This is a genomic window from Paraburkholderia sp. BGA-UO-ETr-F12, from assembly GCF_059567945.1.
Genome location: NZ_JCAQOZ010000057.1, coordinates 20,213 through 41,972, shown reverse-complemented (window position 1 = coordinate 41,972; position 21,760 = coordinate 20,213). Strand labels below are relative to the sequence as shown.

General features: G+C 64.1%; 18 protein-coding genes. 16 read left to right on the top strand and 2 right to left on the bottom strand.

The annotated features are described in order from the left end of the window. Nucleotides 1-371: 371 nt before the first annotated feature. From AC57B6_RS26950 to AC57B6_RS26925, 6 genes are all read left to right on the top strand, one after another. Nucleotides 372-1,883: a carbohydrate porin gene (locus AC57B6_RS26950; RefSeq protein ID WP_028197389.1), complete on the top strand. Its 1,512-nt coding sequence runs from the start codon at nucleotides 372-374 to the stop codon at nucleotides 1,881-1,883. Between the two features lie 112 nt (nucleotides 1,884-1,995). Next, on the top strand, nucleotides 1,996-3,147 hold the full coding sequence (locus tag AC57B6_RS26945) for an NHL repeat-containing protein (protein WP_030100868.1): 1,152 nt from the start codon (nucleotides 1,996-1,998) through the stop codon (nucleotides 3,145-3,147). Nucleotides 3,148-3,226: 79 nt separating this feature from the next. Continuing rightward, the gene (locus AC57B6_RS26940) at nucleotides 3,227-4,639 is read left to right on the top strand and encodes a Dyp-type peroxidase (RefSeq protein ID WP_496422462.1); all 1,413 of its coding nucleotides are present in this window, start codon (nucleotides 3,227-3,229) and stop codon (nucleotides 4,637-4,639) included. An 82-nt stretch (nucleotides 4,640-4,721) separates the two neighbouring features. After that, nucleotides 4,722-5,753, top strand: coding sequence for an iron ABC transporter substrate-binding protein (locus tag AC57B6_RS26935; protein WP_028197392.1), 1,032 nt, complete (start codon nucleotides 4,722-4,724; stop codon nucleotides 5,751-5,753). After that, nucleotides 5,754-7,358 (top strand): ABC transporter permease, encoded by a 1,605-nt coding sequence (locus tag AC57B6_RS26930; protein WP_496422461.1) that lies wholly within the window; start codon nucleotides 5,754-5,756, stop codon nucleotides 7,356-7,358. 39 nt (nucleotides 7,359-7,397) lie between these two features. Then, nucleotides 7,398-8,456, top strand: coding sequence for an ABC transporter ATP-binding protein (locus tag AC57B6_RS26925; protein ID WP_496422460.1), 1,059 nt, complete (start codon nucleotides 7,398-7,400; stop codon nucleotides 8,454-8,456). A gap of 22 nt (nucleotides 8,457-8,478) precedes the next feature. On the opposite strand, the gene AC57B6_RS26920 is transcribed toward AC57B6_RS26925, so the two are convergent. Beyond that, nucleotides 8,479-9,366, bottom strand: a complete 888-nt coding sequence (locus AC57B6_RS26920; protein ID WP_496422459.1) for a LysR family transcriptional regulator — start codon at nucleotides 9,364-9,366, stop codon at nucleotides 8,479-8,481. A 127-nt stretch (nucleotides 9,367-9,493) separates the two neighbouring features. Here AC57B6_RS26920 and AC57B6_RS26915 point away from each other — a divergent pair, with 127 nt between their 5' ends. Both AC57B6_RS26915 and AC57B6_RS26910 read left to right on the top strand, forming a co-directional pair. Further along, nucleotides 9,494-10,414: a DMT family transporter gene (locus AC57B6_RS26915; protein WP_178370145.1), complete on the top strand. Its 921-nt coding sequence runs from the start codon at nucleotides 9,494-9,496 to the stop codon at nucleotides 10,412-10,414. Nucleotides 10,415-10,915: 501 nt separating this feature from the next. Further along, a complete protein-coding gene (locus AC57B6_RS26910) occupies nucleotides 10,916-13,054 on the top strand; it encodes a TonB-dependent receptor (RefSeq protein WP_030100874.1) in 2,139 nt (712 codons plus the stop codon). 66 nt (nucleotides 13,055-13,120) lie between these two features. On the opposite strand, the gene AC57B6_RS26905 is transcribed toward AC57B6_RS26910, so the two are convergent. Next, complete coding sequence (locus tag AC57B6_RS26905; RefSeq protein ID WP_028197398.1) at nucleotides 13,121-14,419, bottom strand: MFS transporter; 1,299 nt, start codon at nucleotides 14,417-14,419, stop codon at nucleotides 13,121-13,123. A 201-nt stretch (nucleotides 14,420-14,620) separates the two neighbouring features. On the opposite strand from AC57B6_RS26905, the gene AC57B6_RS26900 reads away from it, so the two are divergent. The 8 genes from AC57B6_RS26900 to mdcH are packed head-to-tail and all read left to right on the top strand — an operon-like array spanning nucleotide 14,621 to nucleotide 21,696. Beyond that, on the top strand, nucleotides 14,621-15,394 hold the full coding sequence (locus AC57B6_RS26900; protein ID WP_106353317.1) for a GntR family transcriptional regulator: 774 nt from the start codon (nucleotides 14,621-14,623) through the stop codon (nucleotides 15,392-15,394). Nucleotides 15,395-15,402: 8 nt separating this feature from the next. Further along, nucleotides 15,403-17,073 carry a malonate decarboxylase subunit alpha gene (gene mdcA / locus AC57B6_RS26895; protein ID WP_491564667.1) on the top strand — a complete coding sequence of 557 codons (1,671 nt, stop codon included), beginning with the start codon at nucleotides 15,403-15,405 and terminating at the stop codon, nucleotides 17,071-17,073. A 2-nt stretch (nucleotides 17,074-17,075) separates the two neighbouring features. Next, entirely contained in the window at nucleotides 17,076-18,068 is a 993-nt protein-coding gene (locus tag AC57B6_RS26890) for a triphosphoribosyl-dephospho-CoA synthase (protein ID WP_496422458.1), read from the top strand. Beyond that, on the top strand, nucleotides 18,056-18,370 hold the full coding sequence (locus tag AC57B6_RS26885) for a malonate decarboxylase subunit delta (protein WP_028197402.1): 315 nt from the start codon (nucleotides 18,056-18,058) through the stop codon (nucleotides 18,368-18,370). Before AC57B6_RS26890 ends, AC57B6_RS26885 begins: the two co-directional genes overlap by 13 nt. Next, nucleotides 18,367-19,254 (top strand): biotin-independent malonate decarboxylase subunit beta, encoded by an 888-nt coding sequence (locus tag AC57B6_RS26880; RefSeq protein WP_252890064.1) that lies wholly within the window; start codon nucleotides 18,367-18,369, stop codon nucleotides 19,252-19,254. The genes AC57B6_RS26885 and AC57B6_RS26880 overlap by 4 nt, the downstream gene beginning before the upstream one ends. Continuing rightward, nucleotides 19,251-20,066, top strand: a complete 816-nt coding sequence (gene mdcE / locus AC57B6_RS26875; RefSeq protein WP_106353322.1) for a biotin-independent malonate decarboxylase subunit gamma — start codon at nucleotides 19,251-19,253, stop codon at nucleotides 20,064-20,066. The genes AC57B6_RS26880 and mdcE overlap by 4 nt, the downstream gene beginning before the upstream one ends. After that, nucleotides 20,066-20,767, top strand: a complete 702-nt coding sequence (locus tag AC57B6_RS26870; RefSeq protein ID WP_496422533.1) for a malonate decarboxylase holo-ACP synthase — start codon at nucleotides 20,066-20,068, stop codon at nucleotides 20,765-20,767. The genes mdcE and AC57B6_RS26870 overlap by 1 nt, the downstream gene beginning before the upstream one ends. Then, a complete protein-coding gene (mdcH, locus tag AC57B6_RS26865) occupies nucleotides 20,767-21,696 on the top strand; it encodes a malonate decarboxylase subunit epsilon (protein ID WP_496422532.1) in 930 nt (309 codons plus the stop codon). The genes AC57B6_RS26870 and mdcH overlap by 1 nt, the downstream gene beginning before the upstream one ends. Nucleotides 21,697-21,760: the final 64 nt, after the last annotated feature.

The following is a 21,760-nucleotide window of genomic DNA, read 5'->3' as shown; positions in this document are numbered from 1 at the left end:
AATCCACGACTCGCCGCCTGCCTGCTCATATCCGGCTCCTGACATTGAGCTTTCGAGTTACGCCCGCTTTTCGCCCCCGCTCCGCCCGGCAGCGATTCGACATGGCCAGATTCATACCAAAACATTACATATTTATTCACTTTGACTTACGCACAAACAGCCTTTAGTAGCAGTCCGTAAAGCTCAAAATTACACACCAGTAATATTGATGCGAATCGTTCTCATTTGTGTTGACGCACTTATTCCGCATGCGTACGATCTCGCCATCTGCTGCATGAGGCGTCGCGAACCGATGCGGCAACTCGCACGCTTTACGGCAACGTAATGCCGCGATGGTTAGATCAGTCGATACAACACAAATAAGGATTTCGATGAAGTTCGCCCAATCAACTGAACGCGCCGGCCTGGCGCGTTGGCTTCGCGACGCCGGCACCGCGCGCCGTTCGCGTTTGCCTTCGATGCGGCGCCTTGCGCTCTGCACCGCTTTCGCCTGGGCCTCGTTGACCGCCGGCGTAGCCATGGCCGACGCCAATCCCGATGCCGCACCGGAAGCGCCCGAAGCCGACCTGAACATCAAGGCGACTCAAACGAATCAATGGACCGGCGTGTGGAATCGCGCGACGTTGCTCGGCGACATCGGCGGCCTGCGCCCTTGGCTCGGCAAATATGGCGTGACGTTCGCGCTCACCGAAACCAGTGAAGTGCTCGACAACCTGCGCGGCGGCCTTGCGCGCGGCGCGGATTACGACGGCCTCACGACCGCGACCTTGCAGATGGATACGCAAAAGGCGTTCGGTTTGCCGGGCGGCCTGTTCAACGTCAGCGCGTTGCAGATCCACGGCGCCAACCTCAGCGCCAACAAGCTGGGTACGCTGAACACGGCAAGCGGTATCGAAGCCGATGACGCTACCCGCCTGTGGGAATTGTGGTATCAGCAGTCGTTCCTGAACAAGCGTGTCGACATCAAGATCGGTCAGCAGAGTATCGATCAGGAGTTCATCACCAGTTCGAACGCGGCACTGTTCGTCAACACGATGTTCGGCTGGCCCGCGCTGCCCTCGTACGACATGCCTTCCGGCGGTCCCGCCTATCCGCTGGCCGATCTCGGCGTGCGCGTGCGCGGCCAGATCACCCCTTCGTTGACAGCGCTCGTCGGCGTGTTTGACGGCGATCCGCTCGGCAACAATCCGAACAACAAGAGCGGCACCAACTTCAACCTGCATAACGGCGCGTTGTACATCGGCGAGTTGCAGTACGCGATCAATCAACCGGCCGACGGTGAAATGGTCGGCACGGGCGGCGGCGGTCTGCCGGGCACCTACAAGCTCGGCCTCTGGTACAACAACGGCAGCTTCGCCGATCAGCGCTTCGACAACACCGGTCTTTCGCTTGCGAACCCGGCGAGCACCGGCGTCGCGCAGAACCATCATGGCGACTACAGCATCTACGCGGTAGCCGACCAGATGATCTGGCGCCCCGATCCGGACGAGCCGCGCAGCCTCAGCGTTTTCGGGCGGGTGATGGGCGCACCGGGCGACCGCAATCTGGTGAGTCTGTCCGCCAACCTCGGCATAGTGCTGAAAGCGCCGTTCGCCGGCCGCGACAACGACAGCGCCGGTATTGCGCTCACCTATATCAAGGTCGGCAACCACGCGAACGGCCTCGATCAGGATAACCAGGTATTCAGCGGCGGACCCTATGGCGTACGCACCAGCGAAACCACGCTTGAAGCGACCTACCAGTACCAGGTCACCCCGTGGTGGCAATTGCAAGCCGATGCGCAATACACGTTCAATGCCGGCGCCGGCCAGAACCCGAGCGCGCCGACGCAACCGCTGCGCAATACGTTCGTCGTCGGTCTGCGGACCAACATCACGTTCTGATGCCGTTCGCCATGACTACCCACGCAGATTCGCATAACCCGATTAAATCGAACGCCATGCTGTCGATCATGACCGTAACTACCGCTTTGTGCTCAGGCACGGAGGCACACTCATGAACCATCCCACGCGCAAATTTTTGCCGCGCACCGCGCGGGCCCTGATTGCCGCAACCGTCAGCGCCGCTGCATTCGTGACGGCCGGCGTTGCCCAGGCCGAGCCGCAAGGGTTCCTCGAAACCATCAAGCACCACTCCACGCTGATCAACACGGTGCCGGAGAACGGCGACCAGAATCCGTATGCGGTCGTGGTCGCGCCGGTCACGGCAGGCACCGTCAAGCAAGGCGACGTGCTGGTCGGGAACTTCAATAACTCGACCAATCTGCAAGGCACCGGCAGCACGATCGTCAACTATCATCCGGACACCAAACAGATGACGGTGTTCGCAACAGTGCCGCGCGATCTCAAGGAATGTCCGGGCGGCATCGGTCTGTCGACCGCGATGACGATGCTCAAATCGGGCTACGTGATCGTTGGCAGCACGCCGAGCAATGACGGCACCACCGGCACCAAGGGCGCCGGCTGCCTGATCGTGATCGATCCGAACGGCAAGGTCGCATCGACCATCACCAGCCCGAACATCAACGATCCGTGGGGCAACATGGCGGTCGTCGACAACGGCACGAGCGCGACGCTGTTCGTCAGCAATGCCGGCTTCGGCGTGGGCGGAGCGCAAGGCAATCCGCCGGTGTTCAAGCAGGCCACCATCCTGCGTCTGGACCTCGACGTGCCGGCCGGCAAGGCGCCGGTCGTGAAGAAGGAAACCGTGATCGGCAGCGGCTTCGGCGCGCAGGCGGACAAGGGCGTGTTCCTCGTCGGTCCGACCGGCCTCGCGCTGTCGGGCGATCAGAAACTGCTGTACGTCTCCGATGCAATCGGCAACCGCATCACCGAAATCGACGAACCGATGACGCGCGACACCAGCGCCGGCGTGGGTCGCCAACTGACCGCCGACGGTCTGCTGCATCGCCCGCTTGCCATGGTCACCGCGCCGAACGGTCACCTGCTCGTCACCAACGCGTTGAACGGGCAGATCGTCGAAATCGACCCGGCCAGCGGCAAACAGCTCTACGCGCGCTGGATCGACACTGACAAGGCCCAGTCGCCCCCCGGCAACGGCGACCTGTTCGGTCTCGCCCTGACGCCCGAAGGCGACGGTTTCTATTACGTGCAGGACGACGTGAACGCGCTGGTCCTCGCGAAGTAAACCAGCCAGGCGCGAATCCGGCCGGCGAGCCAGACGCGCTTGCGGCACACCCCCACCGCCAACTGAAGGCGAAGTAACCATGGCAAACGATCAACCCCCGCGGCCCTCACGGCGCGGTTTTCTGAAGGCCGGCAGTGCGGCGGTCGCAGCAGGCGCGAGCCTCGGTGCGACCGGCGTCGCCCAGGCCGCGCTTGGCAAGACGCCGGCACACGCCGCCGATCCGACCCAGGCAGTCGAGCCGTTCTACGGTTTGCATCAAGGCGGCATTGTCACGCCGCAGCAGAGCCACACGTATGTCGCCGCGCTCGATCTGACAACCGCGAACCGCGCCGACGTGATCGCGCTGCTGCGTGCGTGGACCGACGCCGCCGCGCGCTTGACGCAAGGCCACACGGCCGCGCCGCTGCCGACCGGCGCCGCGGCCAGAACCGAGCTGACCGACACCAGGGCCGATACGCCGGTCAGCACGAAGGTCGACGCGCAAACCGGTAGCGCCGCCCACACGACCGCCAACAACGCGGCCTACAGCCCGACCAAAGCCAAAGCCGCGCCCGATTCCGGCGACGTGCTCGGTCTCGGCCCGTGCGGCCTGACGATCACGTTCGGTTTCGGCCCCGGTCTGTTCACAAAGGACGGCAAGGACCGCTACGGCCTCGCCGCGCGCCGCCCCGCCGCGCTCGTCGATCTGCCACGTTTCAACGGCGATCAGCTGATCGAGCAGAAGACCGGCGGCGACCTGTTCATCCAGGCCTGCGCGAACGACCAGCAGGTGGCGTTTCACGCGGTCCGGCAATTGGCGCGCCTCGCTTACGGCACCGCCGCGATGCGCTGGGGCCAATCCGGTTTCCTGTCCGGTCCGCGCGGTCAGACGCCGCGTAATCTGATGGGTTTCAAGGACGGCACCAACAATCCGTCGACCGCGAAGCCGCAGTTGATGAACGAGTTCGTGTGGGCCGGCGCCACGGCCGACGCACCGTGGATGGAAGGCGGTACCTACACCGTGGTGCGCCGCATCCGCATCACGCTCGAGCATTGGGACAACACCGAAGTCGACTTCCAGGAACAGGTGTTCGGCCGTCACAAATACAGCGGCGCGCCGATCGGCAAGAAGAACGAGTTCGACCCGGTCGACCTGAAGGAAGAAGACAAGGACGGTAATCCGGTGATCCCGGAGAACTCGCACGTGCGTCTGTCGAATCAGGCCAGCAACAACGGCGCGCAGATTCTGCGCCGTTCCTATTCGTACAACGACAGCACGAACTTCTATATCGAGCGCTGGCCGCCATGGCGTCAGGAAACCGAGTACGACGCGGGACTGATTTTCCTCGCTCACCAGAGCGACCCGCGTACCGGCTTCATTCCGATCAACGAAAAGCTCTCGAAGTTCGACATGATGAACCAGTTCACGACGCACGTAGGCAGCGCGATATTCGCGGTGCCGCCGGGCGCGAAACCAGGTTCGTATATCGGCGCGGGGCTGTTCGAGACGTAATGCAAGCTGAGCAGCAAGCCGCCGGCCATGAGGCATGGCGGCACTTTGAAGACCAACAACATCACTAACGGATTTTAGGATCATGGCTCATTCCTGGTTTGGCACCCGCCTGCGCCTCCTCAGCAGCGCTGCCGCCCTCACGCTGGCCGCGTTCGCAACCGTACCCTCGGCGGCCCACGCCGCGTCGATCACGCTGTACAACGCGCAGCACGAACAGGTCGTCAATCTGCTCGCCAAGGACTTCGAAAAGCAGTCCGGCATTTCGGTGAAGATCCGTAATGGCGAAGGCCCCGCAATGGCGGCGCAAATCGTCGCGGAAGGCGCAGCGACGCCCGCCGACGTGTATTTCACGGAAAACTCGCCCGAGTTGATGCTGCTCGAAGAGAAAGGCCTGCTGAGCAAGGTGGACAGCTCGACGCTCGCCACCGTGCCGGCGCGCTTCAGCTCGCCGACCGGTGCATGGGTGGGCGTGACCGCGCGCGAAAACGTGCTGGCCTACAACACCACCAAGCTGCAACCGTCGCAACTGCCGCAGTCGCTGTTCGATCTGGCCAAGCCGGAATGGAAAGGCAAAGTCGGCATTGCGCCTAGCGACGGCGACTTCCTGCCGCTGGTGAGCGCGGTACTTGCCCTGAAGGGCGAAGCGCAAACCGTCGCATGGCTGAAGGGTCTGAAAGCCAACGCGCAGATTTTCGACGACGACGAAGGCGTGGTGGCCGCCGTCAATCGCGGCGGCGTTGCAACCGGTCTGATCAACAACTACTACTGGGCGCGTCTGCACGCCGAAATCGGCGATGCGAAGACCCGCAGCGCGATCTATCACTTCGGCAACGGCGATGCCGGCGCGACGGTGAACGTGTCGGGCGCGGCGGTACTGAAGTCGGCTCACAACGCCGACGGCGCACAGAAGTTTCTGGCCTACCTGGTTAGCGAGCGCGCCCAGCAGTTGATGGCGAACAGCCACGTCATGTTCGAGTATCCGCTGCGCGCAGGCGTGGCGTCGGACCCGATCCTCAAGCCGTTCGCTGAACTGAACCCGCCGGCGCTGACCATCCAGCAACTCGGCGACGACAGCCAGGCCGGCAAGCTGCTGCGCCAGGCAGGTTTGCTGTAAATGAGCGATGCCGTATCAGCCGGCCCTCCGGCTGTCACCCCCGCCCCGGCGCGCGCCCGTTTGCGCGCGCCGCGCGGGTTGTTCGCGGCGGCGGCACTCAGCGCTTTGCTGGTGCTGCTGCCGATTGCGTTTACCTTCTGGCGCGCGGCGAGCTTCGGTCTCGCTGAAGCGGTCGATCTGATCTTCCGGCCGCTGGTCGGCGAACTGCTGATCAACACACTGCTGATCACCGTGTCGGCCACACTCGTCTGCGCCGTCGTCGGCACGGCGGCCGCGTGGTTTGTCGAACGCACGCATCTGCCGGGGCGGCGCATCTGGGCCGTGCTCGCCGCCGCGCCGCTCGCCATGCCCGCCTTCATTTCGAGCTATGCATGGGTGTCGCTGAGTCAGGATTTGCAGGACTTCAACGGCGCGCTGCTGGTGCTGAGCTCGGCCTATTTCCCGCTCGTCTACCTGCCCGTGGCCGCCGCGTTGCGCAGCATGGATCCAGCGCTGGAAGAAAGTGCGCGAGCGCTCGGCTGCAATCGCTGGACCACATTCCTGCGCGTCGTGCTGCCGCAACTGCGTCCGGCGCTGCTCGGCGGCATGCTGCTGGTCGCGCTCGGCGTGCTGTCTGAATTCGGTGCGTTCACGCTGCTGCGCTTTCACACTTTCACGACGCAAATCTACGCGGAATTCCGCACCAGTTTCGACGGCGGCGGCGCTTCGCTGCTCGCGTGCCTGCTGATCGTGATCTGCCTCGTCGTGCTGGCATTCGAGTTTCGGGTACGCGGCGCGGCGCGTTATGAACGCGTCGATCGCGGTACACGTCGCGCGGTCTTGCGCTACGACCTCGGCGCATGGCGCTGGATCGTCGTCGCCGGCTTCGCCGCGCTGGCGATCACCACGCTCGGCGTGCCGCTCGGCATGATCGGTTACTGGCTCACGCAACCAGGCGCGGCTGCCGTCACACCGGCCGACGTGTCGCCCGAACTGCTATTCAACGCAACGATCTCCTCGCTCGGCTTCGGACTCGCTGCCGCCCTGCTGACCACGCTGCTGGTCGTGCCGCTCGCCTTCCTGCTGGTGCGTTATCCGACCCGCTTCGCGACGCTGTTCGAACGCACCGTGTTTCTCGCGCAAGGCATCCCGGGACTGGTGATCGCACTGGCGATCGTGTCGCTCGCGGTGCATGCGCTGCAACCGCTTTATCAAAGCGCGACGCTGCTGGTGATCGCCTACGCGATGCTGTTCATGCCGATCGCGCTGGTGAGCGTGCGGGCCGCCTTCATGCAGGCGCAGCCGCGCCTTGAGGAAACCGCTCGCGCGCTCGGCTTGAGCTGGACGCAGACGCTGTTGCGCGTGGTGTTGCCGCTGGCGGGTCCCGGACTCGGCGCGGCAGCGGCAATGGTGTTCATCTCCGTCGTCACCGAATTGAATGCCACCCTGCTGCTCTCGCCGATCGACACGCAAACCCTCGCGACTCAGGTCTGGGCCGACACCTCGACCATGGCGTTCGCCGCCGCGGCGCCCTATGCGGCGCTGCTCACCGGCATTTCGCTGTTCGCCTCCGGCCTCCTGTTCGCGTTGCTCGGCAAATCGGCGCTGCTCGGCGAACGTAGCTAAACTTCGCGCGCTCTCGCCCGCTTTTTCCATCGGATTTTCATGAGCGAACTTCGTATCCGCGGACTGCAAAAATCGTTCGACGGCCATGCGGTGCTGCACGGCATCGATCTCTCCGTCGAGCGCGGCACGCTGCTCGCGCTGCTCGGACCGTCCGGCAGCGGCAAGACCACCTTGCTGCGCCTTCTGTGCGGCTTCGAACGCGCGGATGGCGGCAGCGTCGAAATCGACGGCCGCCGCGTCGTCGGCGACAACCTGCATGTGCCTTCCGAACAGCGCCGCATCGGCTATGTGCCGCAGGAGGGCGCGCTGTTTCCGCATCTTTCCGTAGCGGACAACATCGTCTTCGGCCTGCCGCGCACGCAGCGCCGCGCGCGGCATCGTGTGGCCGAGTTGCTGGAACTGGTCGGCTTGCCGGCGAACTTCGCCGAACGCGCGCCGCAGCAGTTGTCAGGCGGCCAGCAACAGCGTGTCGCGCTGGCCCGCGCGCTGGCGCCGTCGCCGACCCTGGTGATGCTCGACGAGCCATTTTCATCGCTCGATGCGGCTTTGCGGCTCGAAACGCGCCAGGCGGTGGCCAGCGCGTTGGCCGCAGCCGGTGCGACCGCCGTGCTCGTCACGCACGATCAATCGGAGGCGTTGTCGCTCGGCCACGAGGTCGCGGTGCTGTGGAACGGCCGGCTGATCCAGACCGCGACGCCGGAGACGCTGTACCGCAGGCCGGTGACGCGCGAGCTTGCTTCCTTCGTCGGTGAAGCGGTGCTGTTGCCGGGCACGGTCAGGCAGGATCGCGTCAACTGCGAACTTGGCGATTTGCCGTTGTGCGAGCCGATGGGCAACGGCGCGGTCGACGTCATGGTCCGGCCTGAACAGATTCGTCTGTTGCGTGCCGAAGAAACCATGCCGGATGGCGCGCCGTCGTATGCCGCCGTGGTGCGCGAGGTGATTTTTCAGGGGCAGGACGCGGGCGTCGCGCTGCAATTGCGGTCCGGCGCGCAGACGATGGTGCGCGCTCGTGTGCCGGGGTATCTGTCGCCGCAGCCAGGCGAAAACGTGCGGCTTGCCGTGGATGGCGCGGTGACCGCTTATCCGCGGGTTTGAGCGGCGCGAGCGGGTCAGTCGCTCATGCAGCCGCTCCCCGCATTGCCGCTTGCGGACGCAGCGACAAATCCTGCACCATCTGCGCGGCCAGATAATCGCACGTCGGCCGATCCGATTTGGCGCTGCGCGCCACCACGATTTCCAGCGGCGCAATCTTCGGCAAGCCTTGCGCTTCACCGAGTATCGCGAGCCGCGACGGCACGCTGCAACGCGTAAGCGCGATCACCGACAGCCCCGCATCCACGGTCGCCACCAAACCCATCAAGCTTGCACTGCTAAACGCCGCCCGATAGCGGATCCGCGCACCGTCGAGCGCCGCCAGCGTATGCTGGCGCGCCACACAGCCCGGCTCATAAAGCCCGACCGGCAACGGCGACGCCGCCAGCACCGGCGTATCGAGCGACGCCCCCACCCATACCATCGGCTCGCTGCGCACGAATTCGCCGCGCAGTTTGCGGTCGCGCGTGACGAACGCGAGATCGATCTTGTTATCGGCCAGCATCGGCGCGAGCGATGTGCTCTGCGCGCAGACGATCTCGATCTCCACATGCGGATACAGATTCGAAAAGCGCCGCAACACCGGCGAGAGCAGTGACGACACGTAATCGTCCGGCGCGCCGAGCACCACGCGCCCGGTCACTTCGGGCCGCACGATTGCCGACCACGCCTCCTCGTGCAACGCCAGCACACGCCGGGCGTATTCGAGCAAGGTATTGCCCGGCCGGGTGAGTGAGAGATTGCGCGTGTTGCGGGCGAACAGCGTGGTGCCCAGCATGGTTTCGAGCCGCTTGATCTGCATACTGACCGCCGCCTGCGAACGGTGCACGGTGGTCGATGCCTTCGTGAAGCTGCCCGTTTCCACCACCGCGACGAAGGTGCGCAGCAAATCGACGTCGAATTCGGGGTGCATGATTTATCAATCCAGCTTATGGAATTTCTCAATTTAATTCGTTTGTCGACGCAAGGCAAGCCGCGCAATACTTGGACTCCCTTATGTGACTCCACCTACGCGACCCCACCTTAAGGAGCGGTTTCGCATGTCCCTCACCCAACGTCAGCAAGGCGCCATTACGCTGGCCAGTGGCGGCCTTCTGATGGGCACGCTCGGCATTTTCGTCGAGGAAGCGCGGCTCGGCGCGCTGACGCTGGTGTTCTTTCGCTGCCTGTTCGGCTTCCTCTCGCTCGCCGCGTATTGCGCGTGGAAAGGCTTCTTCACGCGTGCGCATTTCACCCGGCGCACCGTCGCGCTCGCACTGATCTCCGGCGTCCTGATGGTCACGCAATGGGTCGGTTTCTTCGACGCGATTCATCGCACCGGCATTGCGGTGGCGACGGTGGTGTTTCACGTGCAGCCGTTCTGGGTCGTGTTGATGGGCGCGGCACTGTTCCATGAACGCCTCGGCGCCGACCGGCTCGGCTGGATCGCGACGGCCTTCGTCGGGCTAGTGCTGGCCTCGGGCGTTGCGGCGAGCGGGAATCTGCAGGGACACGCCAGCTATCTGATCGGCATCGGCGAGGCATTGGTGGGCTCGGTGCTGTACGCGAGCGTCACGCTGATCGCCAAAGGGCTCGGCAATCTGCGCCCGCATCTGCTGACGCTCGCGCAATGCGCGGTGGGCGTGGTGTGCCTGCCGTTCATTGCGCCCCTCACTGCCGTGCATATCGGGCCGATGCAATGGTTCTGGCTGGTCGGCATGGGCGTGCTGCATACGGGGCTCTCGTACGTGCTGATCTACGGCGCGCTGCCGAAGCTGACCACGCCCATCATCGCCGTGCTGCTGTTCGTCTATCCACTGACCGCGATCGTGGTCGATGCCGTTGTGTATGGGCGGGCGCTCTCGCTGCCGCAACTCGCGGGCATGGCCTTGATCGTGATCGCCAGCCTCGGCGTGAATCTGGGCTGGCCGCTGCTGTCGATGCTGCGGCCCGGCGGACGTATGCGGCATCACGCGGATTGACGGTGGATCGTTGAGCGGCGGACGGTGCTTACTGAGTAGTCGCCCGCCGCTTGCCGCCTCGCCGCCACGGCGGCGGCTCGCGCATCACCTCAGCTTTCATTTCGTCGAAAAGATCCCTGCAAAAAACCCGCATTCTCCATTCAATTCGCACAATCGCGAATAGTTCTCGTTTATAATTTCTGAATATTACAGGCCGGGCATTGATCCGGTTTTCGCTGTACCTCCCGTTCCCCACATCGACATGCCATTCCGAGGCAGCCGATGTCACGTCCGTGCATTTCGCGCACTGACGCACGGCGCCCCGGCCGTTTCAATTTCGGACTCGTTCGAAGCCAACAGGGGAATTCATCACTTCGTCCCGCCTGACCGACCACACAATTTCTGCCTGATCGTGCGCGCCAGCTTGCATCCTCCTCGCACCCGCCTGGCGCTTTTGCATGACCGCTTTTGCTGCACCCGAAAACCAATAACACCACCGATCCACGCTCGAACAACGTTGCCATGAACGTCAAAAAGAATACGTATCGCGCACTACTGCTCGCCACTTCTCTCGCCAGCGCCAAACCTTTGCTGGCGCAGCAAGCCACACCCGGCACCGGCGCGCCCGACAACACGCTGCCCGCCATCGCCGTCCAGGCCGCGGCCGATCGCTCTTACGACTCGAGCACCTCGAACACCGCGACGAAGATGAACATGTCGCTGATGGACGTGCCGCAAACGGTCAACGTCGTGCCGCGCGCGCTGCTCGACGAACAGAACGCGACTTCGCTGCAGGACGCGTTGCGCAACGTGCCGGGCATCGGCTTTTCGGTCGGCGACGGTCAGCGCGACCAGGTTACCTTGCGCGGCTTCAACAACATCACCGATCAGTACGTCGACGGTATTCGCGACGACGCGCTCTACTATCGCGATCTGTCGAACGTCGAACGGGTCGACGTGCTGAAGGGTCCCGCAGCCGTGCTCTATGGACGCGGCTCGGCCGGCGGCCTGATCAACCGCGTGCTGAAAAAACCGACGGCCAATCCCCAGCAGGCGGTAGGCGTAACGCTCGGCACCGAAGGCGAACGGCGCGGCGAATTCGATCTCGGCTGGAATGCGAACGACGCCGCGCGTTTTCGCATTACCGGCGCCGCCGAAAACTCGAATAGCTTTCGCGACCAGTTCCAGTTGAATCGCCAGGCGGTGGCGCCGTCCGCGCAATTGCGCATCGATAAGGACACTATCGTCAATATCGAAGCCGATTATCTGCACGACCGCCGCACTTCGGATCAAGGTCTGCCCGCCTATCTCGGCCGCCCGGTCAATGTGCCGATCAACACGTACTACGGCTCGGCCAACGCGGCGAACACGTCTTATAACGACGTGGATGCGAAGAGCGCGACCGTGTCGCTCGATCACCGCTTCAACGATTCGCTGTCGCTGCACACGGCCGTGCGCGCGTACGACTTCTCGCTCGAACGCAAAAACTACGTGACGTATGAGCCGATCAAGACTGCGCAGAACCCGGTCGTCACACTCGATCAAAGTACCCGCTTTCGCCAGGACCATGGCGTGGACGGACTCTTCGAGTTGACGCAAAAAACCACGCTGTTCGGCATGAAACACGAACTGCTGTACGGCGTCGAGCTGTCGCAACAGCAAAAATTCGACACCATCTACTCGACCAATAAGGTCGCCACCTACAACCTGTACGATCCGCAACTCATCGACTTGCCGGGCGTTAAGCCGGGCACGGCGGCAAAGACGAATGCGGCCACCGTGCTGGGACTCGCCGGCGTCTACGCGCAAGATCTGATCTCGCTGACGGAGCATTGGAAGATTCTTGCCGGCCTGCGCTTCGACTATCTGACGCAAACCCGCAACGACTACACGTCGGCGCACGTGAATCTGGATCGCACGGATCGGGCGTGGAGCCCGCGTGTCGGTCTGATTTACGAGCCGCTCGATTGGGTGTCGCTGTACGCGTCGTATAGTCAGTCGTTCTCTCCGCTTGCCGATACGTTGATCAGCAGCGGCGCGTTCGCGAACGGCTCCGCGCTGGCGCCGCAGAAGACCACCAGCTTCGAAGTCGGCTCGAAGTTCGATCTGGGCCGCGCGAGCGCGAGCATCGCGCTGTTCGATATGAAGCAGACCAATCAGCAGATCGCCGATCCGTCCAACCCGACTTACGCTCTGCCGATCGGCACGCAACACGTGCGCGGACTGGAACTGTCCACCACCGGTGAGATCGCGCCGAAGTGGTCGGTGTACGCGGGCTATGCGTATCTGAACGGCAACGTCGACGGCTCGCCGCAAGCGAGTTCAGCCGGGCTGGTGCTGCACAACAATACGCCGGGCCTGATGCCGCGTCATAGCGCGAGCGTGTGGATCAAGCGCGATCTGAAGTACGGGTTCTACGCGGCCGGCGGTGCGCAATTCCAGTCGGCGCGCTATACGTCGGCCAGCGACGCTGTCACGTTGCCTTCTTTCGTGACCTTCGATCTCGGCGCGGGATATCACGGCAAGAACGTCGACGTGGCGTTGACGCTGGATAACCTGTTCGACCGCAAGTACTTCATCGCGGCGCACGGTAACGCGGATATGTACAACATGCCGGGTGCGCCGCGCACGCTGACGGTGTCGGCAAGGTGGCATATGTGAGCGCTGCGATGCGCTGATGGGTTAAACGAAAAACCGGGCAGCGCGCCCGGTTTTTTTCGTCCAGCATCACTGCGGCAGTACCTCGCCTTTAGTCTCCGGCGCAAACGGAATCACGAACAGACCAGCAATAAACGCCAGCGCCGTGAGCGCGACCGGCACACCGAGCGTATGCATGTGCAGCACCGCTGCGCCGAGCAGAAAGTTGACGCCCGCCCCGATAAACCGGCCGAACGAAGTGCAGAACGCGAACGCGGTGGCCCGGACGCGGGTCTCGAACTGCTCCGGCAACCACAGGCTGAACAGCGCAAAATTGCCGCCGAAGAAGCCCAGTACAAAGAGCCACGCGATAAACGGCGCAAGTCCATTCGGCAGATAGAATGCCCAGCCGAAACTGCCGGCAATCGCCACCGCCATGCCGGCGAAGTAAACCGCCAGCGTCTTCTTGCGCCCAATCCGTTCCGCGAGCGGCGGCAACGCGAGACAACCGAGAATCGTCGCAATCGACAACAAGCCGGTTGCCAGCGAGGCTGTCCTGATTGCATCGTTCTTCGTCATACCGGCCTTGGTGGCCAGTTGAATCACGGCCGATGGCTCGTAGACCGCACCCGCCCACAAACCGACGATCGCGATCGTCAACAGAATGCATGCAACCCAAGTGCGGCGCCGATACGTCGGCCCGAGGATTTCGCGCAGCGGCTTGGCACGCACGACGCGCTCCTCGGCCTTCTGCCACTTCTCCGATTCCTTCACCCGCAGCAGCACCAGAATCGCGACCACGACCGGCACCGCGCCGGTCAGGAACATCGCGCGCCAGCCGAAATGCACGCCGATCGTGTAGTTGAGCGCAGCCGCCAGAAAGAACCCCGCGTAGTAGCCCGTTTGCAGATACCCGGCGCCCATCTTGCGGCGATCTTCCGGCCACGCCTCGGCCACATACGTACCGGCCAGCGCCCACTCGCCGCCGATCCCGACTCCGGCAATGAAGCGATAGATGGCGAGTTCCCAGACGTTGTGCGACGTCGCGGCAAGACCCGTGAAAATGGCGAAGGTGAAGATGGTGGCCGCCAGCACCTTGGTCCGGCCGAAGCGGTCCGCCAGCGGCCCCCAGATAAAAGACAGCCCCCAGCCGACCAGAAACAGCGCGAACAGAATCGAACCGGCGAGGCCGACATTCGCGGGCGTTGCCGCATAGCCCGAGCGCGGCAGCAGTTCGGTCAGCGCCGGCGTCAACACAAGTGCGTAGATGAACGAATCCATCCCGTCGAGCGTCCAGCCGGCCCACGCCCCCCAAAACCCCGCGATCTGCGAACGATTGAGCGGCGTACGGCGCCGCGCGACCGACGTGCGGTCGGTGAGTGAATTCATCATGCTCCTCCAGCCCTGCGGTTGACGTACGTGTCTGACATAAAGGAAACGACGGATGGCATGCTTGCCGGTCACTCGATGCGCCTCGTATAACGTTGAGAGGCACAACGCGCGAAGCGCATCGCAGTCCTTTGGCGCTCAAAAACTTTCCGGGTTTGCCCACCTGTTACAAGCTCAATTTCATATATAATATTTGATATCATGAACGACGCAACAGATGGTTTTCCCCTGGACGGCCCGGCGCGCAGCCCGCTTCTGCCTGTGGCGGCGCCCCGCGAGAGCATGTCCCACGTGATCGCGGAGGCGCTGCGCGCGGCGATTGTCGACGGCACACTGGCGCCTGGTGCGCCATTGCGCCAGGACGCCATCGCCCGGCACTTCTCAGTCAGCGCAATTCCCGTGCGCGAAGCCCTGCGCCAGCTCGAAAGCGAAGGCTGGGCGAGAACCGCGGTGCACAAAGGCGCGAGCGTCGCCCCTTTATCGGCGGACGAAGCACGCGAAATCTATGAGATCCGTTCCGCGCTGGAGAGCCTCGCGATTGGTCTCGCGATTCCGAATCACACCGCCGCCACGCTGCGCGAATCCGCCACGCTGTGCCGCGCCGCTGAGCGCGAGCCGGACCCGTCGCTGTATGTCGCGCGTAATGTGGCCTTTCATATGAGCCTGTATGCGCCCGCCACCCGTCCGCAACTCGAGGATATGATCGGCACCCTGCATCGGCGCGGCGAAAGGTATTTGCGCCTGAAGTTCGGCTTGCCGTCGTACAAGGGCGAATCGGACCATGAACACGCCGCCCTGCTCGATGCGGTTCAGCGCCGCGATATCCCTGCAGCACAGTCGCTGGTTGTCGCGCATCTGCTAGGCACCGGCGAGCTGCTCCATCGTTTTCTGACCGAACGCGCGCAAGCGGAAGCCGCGCTTGCGAATCAACCCAAGCCGCGCGCCAGACGCACGCGCACCGTCACCGGGAGCTGAATCCGCCGATGAACCACCCCGCCGAAGCCACTGAAGCGTCCGTCGCCGCGCGCTCCTGGACGACCCGCCGCGACGAAAAGAACCGTCGCCTCGCGGCCATTGCACCGTGGCTGGAAGACGGCATCTTGCCGACCAACCGCATCGTCGATGCACTCGAAACACTGATTCAACCTGGCGACCGCGTCGCACTCGAAGGCGACAACCAGAAACAGGCCGACTTCCTGTCCCGCTCGTTTGCCAAGGTCGATCCGCAAAAGATCCACGACGTGCATCTGCTGATTTCGAGCATCAGTCGTCCTGAGCATCTGACACTGTTCGAACGCGGTATCACGCACAAGGTCGATTTCTCGTTTGCCGGGCCGCAGAGTTTGCGCGTCGCGCAGTTGCTCGAAGACGGCCAACTGGAAATCGGCGCGATCTATACGTACGTCGAGTTGTACGCACGCATGTTCGTCGACCTCACGCCGCACGTCGCCTTGCTGTGCGCAGAGAAGGCCGACCGTCACGGCAACCTGTACACCGGTCCGAACACCGAAGACACGCCGACCATTGCCGAAGCCGCCGCGTTCCGGCATGGCATCGTGATCGTGCAGGTCAATGAGATCGTCGACGAACTGCCGCGCGTCGATATTCCGGGTTCGTGGGTCGATGTGGTTGTGCAGGCGGATCGGCCCTTCGCGGTCGAGCCGCTGTTCACGCGCGACCCGCGACATATCGGCGATCTGCAGGTGCTCACCGCGATGATGGTGATTCGCGGCATCTACGAACCGTACGGTGTGAGCTCGTTGAATCACGGCATCGGCTTCGATACCGCGGCGATCGAACTGTTGCTGCCCACGTATGGCGAATCGCTCGGTCTGAAGGGCAAAATCTGCCGCAACTGGACCCTTAATCCGCATCCCACCATGATCCCCGCGATCGAATCGGGCTGGGTCGACAGCATTCATTGCTTCGGCAGCGAAGTCGGCATGGAGGCGTATATCGAGGCGCGTCCCGACGTATTTTTCACGGGCAACGACGGCAGCCTGCGCTCGAACCGCGTGCTGTGCCAACTGGCCGGCCAATACGGCGTCGATCTGTTTATCGGCTCGACCTTGCAGATCGACGCGGACGCGAATTCATCGACAGTCACGCGCGGACGTCTTGCCGGTTTCGGCGGTGCGCCGAACATGGGCCACGATCCGCGCGGCCGGCGTCATTCGAGTGAAGCCTGGCTCAAGCTGCTGAAGAACCAGGGTCCGGTCTCGCGCGGGCAGAAGCTGGTCGTGCAGATGGCCGAAACGTACAAGAAAGGCGGCGAGCCGACTTTCGTCGATGAACTCGACGCGGTCGCTGTCGGCGCGAAAAGCGGCATGCCGATTGCACCCGTGATGATCTACGGCGACGACGTGAGCCATGTCGTCACGGAGGAAGGCATCGCGTATCTGCACAAGGCCGAAGGCATCGACGAGCGGCGTGCGGCGCTGGCCGCGGTGGCCGGTGTGACGCCGATCGGGTTGCGCGCGAAACCGGAAAAAACGGCGGAGTTGCGGCGGCGCGGCATCGTCGCGTATCCGGAGGACCTCGGCATTCGGCGCGGCGAAGCGAAGCGTTCGCTGCTGGCGGCACGCAGCATCGACGATCTGGTGACGTGGTCGGGTGGCCTGTACGCGCCGCCGGCCCGCTTCAGGAGCTGGTAACCATGGCGCCTGCCGCTTTGCTCGAACGCGAGGCCGGCGCGATGCCGGCAGCGCAAGCTGAATGCATGCCTCTTTCTGCTGCATTGACTGACCGACAGACCGGTGGCGTCAAGACACGCACGGCACGCTCCGATACCCAACTCGATACGCAACTTGCGCACTACGCCGTCACCGCGCTGATCGAAGAAGCGCAGCTTACGCCGAAGCCCGCACTGGTCGACCGGCGCGGCAGCGGCGCGCATCGCGACCTCGATCTGCCTACCATGCTGCGCTCGGCCCGTACGCTCGAACCGACATTCGCGGCGCTGGCACGCACAGCTCGCCAGCGGGGCGAACCTTCGGCGCTGTTGCGCGCCGAACTCGCGCAAATCGGCCGCGCCGGCGAGCGGGACATGTTGGACGCCACTCGCGGCAGCAATGCCCATCGCGGCGCAATCTGGATAGTCGGCTTGCTGGTGGCGGGCGCATCGATGTCAAGCACTGCCACGCGTGTGAGTGCTCCCAAGATCTGCACGCTCGCCGCGCAGATTGCGTGCTTCCCGGACCGCTTCGCCGCCCCCACCGATAGTCACGGCGAACGGGCGCGGCAGCGCTATCAGGTGGGCGGTGCGCGCCGCGAGGCACAAGACGGTTTCCCGCACGTCATCGAGATCGGCTTGCCCGCGTTGCACACGGCGCGAGCCAACGGTGTCGACGAAAACGGCGCGCGCATTGACGCCCTGCTCTCGATCATGGCCTCACTCGACGATACCTGCCTGCTGCATCGCGCGGGTTTGCCTGGTTTGCACGCCGCGCAGCACGGCGCTCACCGTGTGCTGGAGGCCGGCGGAAGTTCGACGCCGCACGGCCAGGCCGCCTTCGTGGCGTTGGAACACGCATTACTGTCGCTCAACGCGTCCCCTGGCGGCGCAGCCGATCTGCTCGCCGCCACCCTCTTTCTCGACATGCTGGCGCATCACGACGCCGCTGGGAGCTCAACCGCATGGAACATCTAACCTTCGACTATCCGGCGCAACGCGCCGTCACGACCCGCGCGCATGTCGGCGTAGTCGGCTCGGGCGATCTGGAAGTCCTGCTGTCGCCCGCCGAAACCGGTGCCGCCCTGAGCGCGCATGTGGTCGTGCGCACCAGCGTCGACGGTTACAGCCACATCTGGAAGAGCGTGCTCGACCGCTTCTTCAGCCGTTACGACGGCGCCGCGCAAATCGAAATCAACGACTTCGGCGCGACGCCCGGCGTGGTAGCACTGCGGCTCGCCGAAGCCATCGAAGCGGCGGAACAGGGGGACGGCGCATGAACACAATCGCCACCGCGCGTTCCGCACCCATGCTGCTCGACAGCTTCATTGAGCTGCCCGCGCGCGAACGGGCTCGCGCGCTGCTCGACGCGGGCACGTTCCGCGAACTGCTCGGACCGTTCGACAAGATCGAATCGCCGTGGCTGCCGCTGCAAGGTGTCGTCTGCCAGGCGGATGACGGCTGCGTGATTGCGCGCGGCACCATCGACGGCGAGCCGGCCGTGGTCGCCGCGATCGAGTCCGCGTTCCAGGGCGGCAGTATCGGCGAAGTCTCAGGCAGCAAGATCGCCGCTGCGCTCACCATGGCCTTGCGCGACTGCGAACGCGGCAAGATCGTCCGCCCCGTCGTGCTGTTCGAGACCGGTGGTGTGCGGCTTCAGGAAGCCAATCTCGGCCTCGCGGTAATCGCCGAGATTCAGGCCGCGATCGTCGCGTTGCGCCGGCATGTGCCGGTCGTCGGTGTGATCGCGGGGATGGTCGGTTGCTTTGGCGGCATGTCGCTGGCAGCGGCCTTGTGCTCGTATCTGGTCGTGACGAAGCAAGGACGGCTCGGCATGAACGGCCCCGAAGTCATCGAACAGGAAGCCGGTATCGAAGAACTCGACTCGAGCGACCGGCGCCGCGTGTGGCAATTGATCGGCGGCGAACAAAGGGCCGCGACCGCGCTCGCCGATCAACTGGTCGACGACGCTACTGACGCCGTGCGCGCAGCCGTTCACGCCGCGTTCAAGCTCGGCCTGCCAGCCGCGCACCGCAGCGAACAGGTCGACATTTTCCTCGAACGCCTAGCGCGGACCGACCCGGCCAGCGTGACACCCGAAACGATGCGTGACGTGTACAACCCATCTTCCGCGCAACACAACGCGCGCAAGGAGCAGGCATGAGCGATACCTCCCTCAGCCGCGGCGCGCGCTGGTTCCATGCGCTGGCCGGCGAACCGTCCAGCAAGGCGCCCGTATGGAGCAGCGATGCATCGCTCGGCGGCGAGACCGCGCGCTTCATTGCGGTGGTTCCCGATCCCGACAATCGCTTTGCGCGCGCCACCGACAACGTCGTCGGTCTCGAACAAGGCTGGCAGCTCGCGCGCGCGGTACGCGAGGCCATCGCGCTGGACGAAACGAGCGGCACGCGCCGCCCGATCGTCGCGATCGTCGATGTCAAAAGTCAGGCGTATGGCTACCGCGAAGAGATGCTCGGCATTCACCTCGCATGCGCGGCCGCGGTCGATGCGTACGCGACGGCGCGCGATGCCGGGCATCCGGTGATCGCGCTAATCGTCGGGCCCGCCATGTCCGGCGCGTTCCTCGCGCACGGCTATCAGGCCAACCGGATCGTCGCGCTCGACGCGCCGGGCACGATGGTCCATGCGATGGGCAAGGAAGCCGCCGCCCGGGTCACGCGGCGCACCGTCGAAGCCCTCGACGCGCTCGGCGAAACGATTGTGCCGATGTCGTACTCGATGACGTCGTTTGCCAAACTTGGCCTGCTCGATCAACTGATCGAAAACGTCGACGCCGATGCACCGGATGCCGCGCAGATCGAACGGGTGCGTCAGGTGCTCGTCGGGCAGATTCGCAGCGCCCGCGAAGGGCAGCGCGATCTTTCGCACCGGCTCGAATCGGCAGCGGCGCGCAAGAACCGCGCGGCGTCGATCGAAGTGCGACGGCGTCTCGCCGAACAATGGGACGCTGTGTAATGCAGGCCTGTGCCGGGCCACCGTTTGCAGTCGCTGACGCGCTGTCGTGCGATGCGCGTTGGCGGCCGCATGATCTGCTGCGCCTGCACCGCTTACCGCGCTTCGATAACGAACCGGCATGGGTGCGCGAGTCTTTCGAGCGCGCGCCGTATGCGGTCGTGAGACGCGCGCTGGCCGCGGACGGCTTCGTGGCGATCGGCATGCGCGGTATGGAGCGCTCGCAGCGTTACGGCACGTGGGTGCATCTGGACGATATCGAAACTGTCGTAGTGCCAGAGGCGTTAGCCGTGCGCAATCCTCTTGCGGCGCGCAATGCGTTGCCCGCTTTTACGGCCCTTGCCCTTGCCGTCGTGCAACGCGAGGCGGCCGGTGGCGCATTGTCTGAATTCGTCTGGGGACCAACCGGCAGCACGGGCTTCGAACTGGCCACCCAGATACCCACCGTTACGTTATCGAGCGATCTCGATCTGCTGATCCGCACGCCGGAGAAACTCTCGCACGACATGGCTATTCAGTTGCTGCATCAGTTGCAAGCCATCGCACAATGCGCCGGCATTCGCGTGGACGCGCAACTTGAAACGCCCGCGGGCGGCGTTGCCCTGACAGAGTGGGCAGCGGGCAAAGCTCGTGTGATGGCACGCCATGCGCGCGGCCCTCAACTGGTTAGCGATCCGTGGGCGCCCGCTCACGTCGCCGCGTGATGCTCGCCCTTCTGTTTCCCGGCCAGGGGGCGCAAGCGGACGGATTTCTGCATCGTCTGCCGCAGCACCACGCCGTGACCGATACGCTCGATGAAGCGTCGCAGGTGCTCGGTACCGACGTACTCACTCTCGACACACCGGACGCACTGCGCTCAACCGTAGCCGTTCAGATCGGCTTGACCGTTGCGGGCGTGGCGATCACGCGTGCACTAGCCGATGCACAACTCACGCCGGAGATCAGCGCCGGTTTGTCGGTGGGTGCCTATGCAGCGGCGGTCAGTTGCGGCGCGATTCGCTTCGATGACGCGTTACGCATGGTACGAAAACGCGCCGAATTGATGGAGACGGCGTACCCGACCGGCTACGGCCTCGCAGCGGTGTCGGGTCTGACCGAGCACCAACTCGAAACACTCGCCGTGCAACACGTGGACGCGGGCTATCAACGGGTCTATATCGGCAACGTGAATGCGCCGCGTCAGATCGTCATGGCCGGCGCGAATGCCGCGCTGGACGCCTTCATCGAACGCGCGCTATGCGCGGGCGCTCGCAAAGCCGTCCGTCTTGCGGTAAGCGTACCGTCGCATTGCGAACTGCTCGCGCATGCGACGGACGAGCTGGTCGCATACGCACAACATGTCCCTTTCCACACGCCACAAAGCATCTATATCGGCAATCGCGGTGGCCGCCCGCTGTACACGGCAGAGGCCATTCGCGACGATCTTGCGACCAATATGCGCCATACCGTCCGCTGGTTCGACGCGCTCACCGTCATGCAGGAAATGGGTGCCCGCGTGCTGATCGAAGCGCCGCCGGGTCAGGTATTGACGGACATTACGCGTGAGAATTTTCTCGACGCCGCCGCGCTTGCCGCGAACAGCTTCACGTTCGACAATCTGGTCGCTACGGCGCGTCGGCGCCTCGCGCAATAACCGGCGTCAGGACGCGGCCTCACCGCCGCGCTTTGAGCGCCACCTTCCATGGCGGAACAGGCCT

What these genes read in the sequence shown, in the direction of transcription:
- AC57B6_RS26950 (WP_028197389.1), top strand. Translation starts at nt 372, where the DNA reads ATGAAGTTCGCCCAATCAACTGAACGCGCCGGCCTGGCGCGTTGGCTT.
- AC57B6_RS26945 (WP_030100868.1), top strand. Translation starts at nt 1,996, where the DNA reads ATGAACCATCCCACGCGCAAATTTTTGCCGCGCACCGCGCGGGCCCTG.
- AC57B6_RS26940 (WP_496422462.1), top strand. Translation starts at nt 3,227, where the DNA reads ATGGCAAACGATCAACCCCCGCGGCCCTCACGGCGCGGTTTTCTGAAG.
- AC57B6_RS26935 (WP_028197392.1), top strand. Translation starts at nt 4,722, where the DNA reads ATGGCTCATTCCTGGTTTGGCACCCGCCTGCGCCTCCTCAGCAGCGCT.
- AC57B6_RS26930 (WP_496422461.1), top strand. Translation starts at nt 5,754, where the DNA reads ATGAGCGATGCCGTATCAGCCGGCCCTCCGGCTGTCACCCCCGCCCCG.
- AC57B6_RS26925 (WP_496422460.1), top strand. Translation starts at nt 7,398, where the DNA reads ATGAGCGAACTTCGTATCCGCGGACTGCAAAAATCGTTCGACGGCCAT.
- AC57B6_RS26920 (WP_496422459.1), bottom strand. Translation starts at nt 9,366, where the DNA reads ATGCACCCCGAATTCGACGTCGATTTGCTGCGCACCTTCGTCGCGGTG.
- AC57B6_RS26915 (WP_178370145.1), top strand. Translation starts at nt 9,494, where the DNA reads ATGTCCCTCACCCAACGTCAGCAAGGCGCCATTACGCTGGCCAGTGGC.
- AC57B6_RS26910 (WP_030100874.1), top strand. Translation starts at nt 10,916, where the DNA reads ATGAACGTCAAAAAGAATACGTATCGCGCACTACTGCTCGCCACTTCT.
- AC57B6_RS26905 (WP_028197398.1), bottom strand. Translation starts at nt 14,419, where the DNA reads ATGAATTCACTCACCGACCGCACGTCGGTCGCGCGGCGCCGTACGCCG.
- AC57B6_RS26900 (WP_106353317.1), top strand. Translation starts at nt 14,621, where the DNA reads ATGAACGACGCAACAGATGGTTTTCCCCTGGACGGCCCGGCGCGCAGC.
- mdcA (WP_491564667.1), top strand. Translation starts at nt 15,403, where the DNA reads ATGAACCACCCCGCCGAAGCCACTGAAGCGTCCGTCGCCGCGCGCTCC.
- AC57B6_RS26890 (WP_496422458.1), top strand. Translation starts at nt 17,076, where the DNA reads ATGGCGCCTGCCGCTTTGCTCGAACGCGAGGCCGGCGCGATGCCGGCA.
- AC57B6_RS26885 (WP_028197402.1), top strand. Translation starts at nt 18,056, where the DNA reads ATGGAACATCTAACCTTCGACTATCCGGCGCAACGCGCCGTCACGACC.
- AC57B6_RS26880 (WP_252890064.1), top strand. Translation starts at nt 18,367, where the DNA reads ATGAACACAATCGCCACCGCGCGTTCCGCACCCATGCTGCTCGACAGC.
- mdcE (WP_106353322.1), top strand. Translation starts at nt 19,251, where the DNA reads ATGAGCGATACCTCCCTCAGCCGCGGCGCGCGCTGGTTCCATGCGCTG.
- AC57B6_RS26870 (WP_496422533.1), top strand. Translation starts at nt 20,066, where the DNA reads ATGCAGGCCTGTGCCGGGCCACCGTTTGCAGTCGCTGACGCGCTGTCG.
- mdcH (WP_496422532.1), top strand. Translation starts at nt 20,767, where the DNA reads ATGCTCGCCCTTCTGTTTCCCGGCCAGGGGGCGCAAGCGGACGGATTT.